The organism is Candidatus Anaplasma sp. TIGMIC, assembly GCF_028204095.1.
Classification (GTDB): Bacteria; Pseudomonadota; Alphaproteobacteria; order Rickettsiales; family Anaplasmataceae; genus Anaplasma.
This window is the reverse complement of record NZ_JAQLOH010000014.1, coordinates 23,555-30,534: the sequence shown is the minus strand read 5'-3', so window position 1 is coordinate 30,534 and position 6,980 is coordinate 23,555. Positions and strand designations below refer to the sequence as shown.

Here is a 6,980-nt window from a genome sequence, read left to right as displayed (position 1 = left end):
TTTGAAGAAATTTAGCATCATTGGTACTGCGGCACCTGACAAAGTTGATATGGAATCTGCGCCCATTGCGGTGCTGCATATATTGTGGATGTGCCCTGTGTTTCATGTGGTTACCTGGTGCAGATGGTCCTTTGTCTACTGTGAATAGGCGTTTACTTTGCATAAAGGAACGATCGCGTCAGCTGAAGCTGCGTTCTTTGGCATGGTATATGTTTTTGACAGACCACACACAATGCAGTCTTGTGCACACGCTATCTCGTTCACTGCTCGGAGCAGCGCAGCTAGTAGTGGCCGGATCTCTGCGTAAACAGAGGTTAATTACCATGTGGCATTTCTAAAATGGTACCGTGGGTGACGTACTGAGGCGCTTTGCAACCCAAAATAAAAGACAATAAACGTAACCCTTCTAAAAGAAGCAGCACATAAGGCATGTGACACGCATAACAGGAAAGAGTACTGCTTCAGAATTACACACGAAGCAATGTACCTCCTTCTCACACGACGCTACGTTCTTAAAACTCCCGCGAGTGTCTCTCTCTGTACGAAGAACACGGGCAAGCACCAAAAACTTTATTAACTCCTACCAATAGATCTTTTATCATCGATACCCTGATACTCTGCAAGCAGCAGTTCAGTCTCTTCAAGTGTTGAAGGAGGCGCTGCGTAGCTGGTGAAACGTTCTAGAGGTGCAAAACGACGCTTCCTTGTAAATTTATCTTTTTGCTGCTCCTCTACTAATCCTTCGTCAATAAGATTCCCCTTTCGCAGCTCATAGGGATTAACCAACGCTCCAGGAATGCGATACTGAAGCTCAACGGATTCTCCATGATCTTTATCTTCATACCTACGTATTTCCTCAAGAACGGGCAGTTCCTGCTGCTCCGCTTTGTACTCTTCACTACCAAAAACATCCTTTATCTTCTTAATACACCACTCAAGCGCCCTTATGATGATGTCCTGAATTTGCGCCAATATGCCGGTAGGCTGAGTTTCTATGTGTAATCCGCAAAGAGGAACAGCTTTTATGCTTGCAGAGCAATCGTTGTAAGAAATAACTCCTCCCATTGCCTCATGCATGCTATACCTGAGTGTTACTTGTGCTTTCAACAGATCACTTTCTTCGGCATCGCAATCAGTTGAACGGAAGGTGTAATCCACATCTTCAGTAATCCGTATACCACCATCATTAGTGGCCTCCACGTGACGTTTAATTTGATCAGCATTGACACATATACTTTCTTGCTCTGGGTCTGTTTTACTCTTCCGCATCGCTGCAAATCCCTTCTCCATTGCTTCCCTGATAGGCAGCACAGCGCTGAAATACATAAAGGAGGTAAGCCCGCTCTGATGGCAGTGACTCACTACCTCGTCTAGCAACCTGAGCTTTGTGGGCAATAGTATCTCTTCCGTTCCCAAAAGGCTGTTAAGAGTCAATATGGCACTGCACCTGTCGTGGAACTTTTTAGAAAATGTAGCAGGACTAACTCTATAGTTAGAATCTGTGACGTACTGCATGTCGTTCTTAACTGCAAGGTCAACATTGTCTTCCGTACTCACCTGTTGCCATGCGCCAAGTATGTCATTAATCTGAGTGGGTGTATATGTGCTGTCATCGATGTTCCACGTACATCTCCCAGCATCTTTGACAAATTGCTCTCCTGTAGCACTGTCTACACCGTTAAATGACTCCGTAAGTGCATCGCGGAACGAAAGGGGAAGTATTCCCTTTTCTCTGTTAATAACCTTTCTTCTAATCCGTGAGCTTATGTCTACCACACCTCTACTCGCGGTACCACCGACCAACTTTTCTTTTTCTTCCGTCATCTTATACCCTCCTCGTGGTACAATTTATAGCACATATCGCTACACACAGCACCCCCACCTTGCATGCACAACCCATGATTGTAGCCGCACCCACTTCTCTATTCAGTTACGAAGTGAGTACAAGCCCTTGCTAATGCAACACTATTAAGTCAACTTAAAGTCTTTTAACGATATTTTTCCAGACTTAGTGATAATAGTACCACAGCAAGGACGAGCTAGTTTAAAATTATTAAATCCTTCACATTCCCGAATATGGACGACATTATAACAATGATCGTTGTAGGCAAAATGCATAACCTATAGTACGCTCGCAAAACTCCCCTTTTGCCATATCGACCTGACTTTCTTCAAAGCATCCAATGTCTTCCGGGTATTACAATTGTTACACACGAAAACACCTAGTACGGTGTATGGTTACAATCAAAAGCGCTGTTAAACAGAGTTACCATAGATCACCGAATGTTTTCCTATGAAAACGCTCCAATACCTGGAAGAACATATGCTAAGAAAGCCCGTGCGTTTGGTCGCGCCAAGATTACAAAGCCGGTGTAAATGTACCAGTGTGGCACACGTCAAGTTACTAATATGTTAAAGATAACTGCGCAAAACAAAGTGATGGAGCACATACTGTTAAACATCGGAAACTGAACAGTACTGTAACCTTCCTCTGCCACAACGATAAAAAGCCACTCAACCTCAGCATAGAATTTAGCATTACGTTTATCAGCAATACTTGAAAGAGCCTCAGAGATATTTACTAACAGCACACTTACCCTTCTTTTGCACGATGACACGAAAAAAAACAAATAATGTATTTTAGGAAAAAAAATACGCCAGCAGGATCACAAGAAGAAGCAACCTTAAGCCTACGCATCACTGAAAGGAGCAGGAGATAAAGAGCGGCACTCACCCATCTGTTATGCCATACTCAGCATAAGCAGCACGTCGGGGTGGAGAGATTTGAACTCCCGACCCCTTGGTCCCAAACCAAGTGCGCTACCAAGCTGCGCCACACCCCGAGGCTCGGTCATGGTAAAGCATATGGCAGAAGGTGTCAACATCTCTACTTCCGCAAAGAAATATCGCGATTACGGGTTTATCCGCGGATAAAATAAGCTCTTTTCCCGCATTACAGCGATCTACAACATCTAAAGTTTTTTCTAACCGCAAAAACTGTAGCTACTTTTGATAATCAGACTGATAGGCAAGATATCTCTTAACTTTGGTTCGTAAACCACTTATTATTGCCTGGTTAGTCTTGTTTCAGGGGTAACACTATAGTTAGGGTAAAGACTGCAAAAGGTAGGAAGATTTCTTCCACTAATTGGATTAGAAGACAGATTAACGATCAGTATGTGGCACTAGCGAAAAAACATGGTTATAGATCTAGGTCTGCATATAAGCTCATAGAGATTCACGAGAAGTTTAAGATTTTTCAGCGCGGCATGCACGTTCTGGACCTGGGTTCGTATCCTGGCGGATGGGCACAGGTGGCATCAGAGCTAGTGTCTGATAATTCAAAATCTATGGTTGTAGCGCTTGATATACAGCTCATGGAAGGGCTTCCAAATGTGGAATTTGTGCAATGTGATATAGAAAAGGACACTGATGTCCTCGACGGCCTTCTTCGCAACAAAAGGTTTGATGTAGTCCTGTCGGATATGGCACCAAGGTCTTGCGGACACCGGCAAGTAGATCACGCGAACATAATTAACTTGAGTGAAATGGCACGTGATGTTGCGCTGAAATATCTAAATCTTTCTGGAAGTTTCATAACTAAAATACTGCAAGGCGAGTATGAAGCGGAGTTCAAGATGTCCCTAATGGCACATTTTGAATCAGTTACATATTTCAAACCTAAGGCCAGTCGCAATGATTCTTCTGAGGTCTACCTAATTGCCCTAAGGCTCAAGGGTGGCGAACACCACCTAGAATAATAGTACAACTGATCCTCCTCCTGTAACGGTCCTGCAGCTTATACTGTATACTCTTAGAACACTTTACACTTTGTGGGTTTTATCTAACACTGCCCCTATAATGCCCTCACTTTAAGTGTGGACATTGCGTGCATAAACCATCGCAAACTTGCATGTCAATAGTCTTTCAAAGTGGCATGATGTTCTACTAAATTCACTTTATAACATCATGCGGAATGCATTTAGATAAATTACGTCTACGAACAACTCAAATTCATCTGTAGAAAAGTCTGCAACACCTGGCAACAGAGCGTCATAGTTATAATCAACTATATCTATGCAACTACAGATCCATATTGCTGTATAATGTATAGTGTGTAGTGAAAAGGTCTACTCGTGCATCGAGAGATGTTATTACTTTTTCAGCACACTTTGTGCAGTGTCTATAACGCGGACTGTGCGGGAAATGCAGCTCTGACTTTGCGGGAAATGTAAATAAAAGTTGCATATTTCGCCTAATATGTTATCCATCGATGTAGATGCTGTCTGTGTGTTAGTTTTGTAGGCCTTGCTCGCGGTGTATTCGTCTCGTGATCGGGGTTCGTCCTTTCGTAGCTGCGTGTGTGGGTGTGCCTGGTATGTTTTTGTTGCCGTGGTATCTGCAGCGGGGGATGTTGTCTTTGCCTTGTAGCGTGTTTTCCTTTTGTGTGCTGTAGGGTGTGGCGCGAAAGCAAAGTCGAGATATAGTACGTGGTTATGCAAAGGTATGAATGTATTCCCTCTCATGAACGTATTGCTATTTTTCTATGTGGCTAACACAGGAGTGATGGTGGTTTCGCTTGCATAGCGGAACAGACAGCAGGGTTGTGTGTTGTCTTTGGGTTTGGGGGAAAAGCAGAATGCCAAACAAAAATGAAGAGGTGCAGAAAAGCGAATTGACTGTTTCGCTACGGCCTGAAGTAGGGAACGATGGAACAGTATCCGCAGACGTGTATGAAAATTGGCGCCCTTGCGTGGGTGCGGGGGAAATGGAAGCTACCGGTGCCAGCGCGGCCTCATTTTACATAGGAAACGCTAAAGAAACTGAAAAGGTGGGTGGAGATACTCCAGGGCCTGGACGCGAGGTTGGTCTTGATGAGGTGATTGACTATGCAACGGGTGGCCAAGATGTAAGCGTAGCGTGCGCGGAAAGCGGTCAAGCAGAGAGCTTGCAGGGCGAGAGTGTAGGTTCTGCTGGGGAAGGAGGAAGCGTTGGGGCTGTTAATAGTGGAAAGCCCGCTGCTAAGGCTGCAAGTATGGTTGCAAGAAAAAGTCGCGTGGCACAGGTTCGCGACGCAGTAGCCGAATCCATAGGTTTCTACTTTGTAGTTCACGCACTGTGCTGGCCCTTGGTATTACTCTTGACTGTAGCTGCGTACATACTGAGTCGCCTTCATCTGGTGTCGCACACTTCGGTGCTTGCCACTACTCTAGGTACTTTCTTAGCGACTCCTATTGTGATCTTAGCTGTAGCGGCTGTAGCGACCTCTCTCATACCTGGAGCGTCTAAGGCTAAGGCGGAGACTAAAGGGGAGGAGTCTGTTCCTCTGATGCCAAGTGACAACGTGCATGCTCGTGGGGGGCAAGTGCGTATGGACAGAACCGCTATGCTTGCTTGCGTGTTGACTTGTGTATGCTCTGGAACGCTGGCTGCTGTGCTGGTGGGCTGCGAAGCTCCTTTTGCGTCAGTAGCAGTTACCACCATGGCGGTCTTGACTGCTGTTGGCGGGCTTTGCTTTGGAGTGCACATGCTAACATCGATAGTTCTTACACCGCCGAGCACATACGTAGATGGAGCTCGTGCAGAGGCTCAACAAGGACAGTGTGCCGGGCATCAGAATTGCAATGATGCCGATGGCGGGGGGTTTGTGACTATGCCATACTGTCCCATGGTATAGGTGAGCAGGAGCGTTCTTTAACCGATAGTCGGGATGTATATACAGGGAAGGTGCGGACACGTGTGTTGCCTTTGTGGTTAGCGCGCTGGTGATGCTCCTTCCCTTTTTTTGTAGGAAAAATTTCAGTAGTAGAGCGTGCTTATTGCATGCGTGGTTCCTAAAGTCGATGTTGGGGCCAGGGTATTGAACCGACGGAGGCATAGCTGGCAAGACGGACTTGTCAACGAAGTGGTTTAGAATTCCAAAACTATATTAGCGACGTAAGGGATATGTGTCGCATTGTTTTTTAAAGTACGCTTTTGTATAAATTGGTAAGGGGTGCGACGGATAAGTGGTTTGTTCTCTCTCACATTGGGACATTGTTCGTAGAAACAAGCCTCTGATAAGATTGTGCACAGGCATGCATTTGTAGAGCTTGCTGTTCAGGTTATTGGCTGTACGTAGATGGAGACACTATGGCGGACTCTGTGTTTGGAGAGTGGCCGCTGCGTTATGCCAGAAAGGAATGTGTGATAGCGAGATCTGCTGTTCTCCAAAAGTAACCGTGCTGTGCTTAATCAAGAAGGTCCAATTGCGCGTCATATAGAGATTTGAAGGCTGTATACATCTGTGTAATATCTGACTAGAGAGAATGGGCTACATTGCGAAGTACATGTCTCTAATGTCGAAGAAGAATATGGTCTGGATACAGAATATACAATGTGTACCAAAATGGGGATCTTAGATAGTACGGTATTATGGCGTTGTGGCTAGAGTAAGTAGGTACTTATCTCTTTAAGCGATATGTTTTTGAGAAAAATCCTCCCCGTCTGCAGCTGTTATGCACACGTAAATGCGGATACATAACCGCGAACGTGACAATGCTTAGCCTGGCACGTTGCAGGGTTTAGTATGCGTGCTAAAAGTTTGAGAATTAAGACTGTTAACACTGGCTTTATGGGTTAATTTGTAACGCATACAGTCTTATGAAGCCTATATAGCCTGTTGCATGTAATGCACTACTGTTAAAATTAAAAACGAAATATGCATTTCTGGAAATGTGACGCAGTAAGTTTTCGCTGTGAAAGATGAGGGATCTGTATATTAATGCCCTACTCGAAAGCAGATTTGCAGTCTCTGCCCACACAACGTGCCCTAGCGAACAGATGGATGAAGAATAATATTTTTGGACCGTATTATTTCTAACTTTCAGGACAAAAGTATTGTTTGCTCAGCTGTGGCTGATGTAACATAAACCCTTGATAAGACTCGTGTATTCGTCTAAAGCTGGCAGCATTACACTTTAGACATTATTGCCTTCTTA

At 44.8% G+C, this 6,980-nt stretch carries 3 protein-coding genes and 1 tRNA gene; 2 read left to right on the top strand and 2 right to left on the bottom strand.

Annotated elements, in window-relative coordinates:
• Nucleotides 1-573 precede the first annotated feature (573 nt).
• Both PGW94_RS02410 and PGW94_RS02405 read right to left on the bottom strand, forming a co-directional pair.
• The gene (locus PGW94_RS02410; protein WP_271758271.1) at nt 574-1,824 is read right to left on the bottom strand and encodes a hypothetical protein; all 1,251 of its coding nucleotides are present in this window, start codon (nt 1,822-1,824) and stop codon (nt 574-576) included.
• Nucleotides 1,825-2,769: 945 nt separating this feature from the next.
• Nucleotides 2,770-2,843: transfer RNA gene (locus PGW94_RS02405), tRNA-Pro, on the bottom strand.
• Nucleotides 2,844-3,152: 309 nt separating this feature from the next.
• Here PGW94_RS02405 and PGW94_RS02400 point away from each other — a divergent pair.
• Both PGW94_RS02400 and PGW94_RS02395 read left to right on the top strand, forming a co-directional pair.
• Nucleotides 3,153-3,761, top strand: a complete 609-nt coding sequence (locus PGW94_RS02400) for an RlmE family RNA methyltransferase (RefSeq protein ID WP_410519520.1) — start codon at nt 3,153-3,155, stop codon at nt 3,759-3,761.
• An 878-nt stretch (nt 3,762-4,639) separates the two neighbouring features.
• Nucleotides 4,640-5,677, top strand: a complete 1,038-nt coding sequence (locus PGW94_RS02395; RefSeq protein WP_271758269.1) for a hypothetical protein — start codon at nt 4,640-4,642, stop codon at nt 5,675-5,677.
• Nucleotides 5,678-6,980: the final 1,303 nt, after the last annotated feature.

What these genes read in the sequence shown, in the direction of transcription:
- PGW94_RS02410 (WP_271758271.1), bottom strand. Translation starts at nt 1,824, where the DNA reads ATGACGGAAGAAAAAGAAAAGTTGGTCGGTGGTACCGCGAGTAGAGGT.
- PGW94_RS02395 (WP_271758269.1), top strand. Translation starts at nt 4,640, where the DNA reads ATGCCAAACAAAAATGAAGAGGTGCAGAAAAGCGAATTGACTGTTTCG.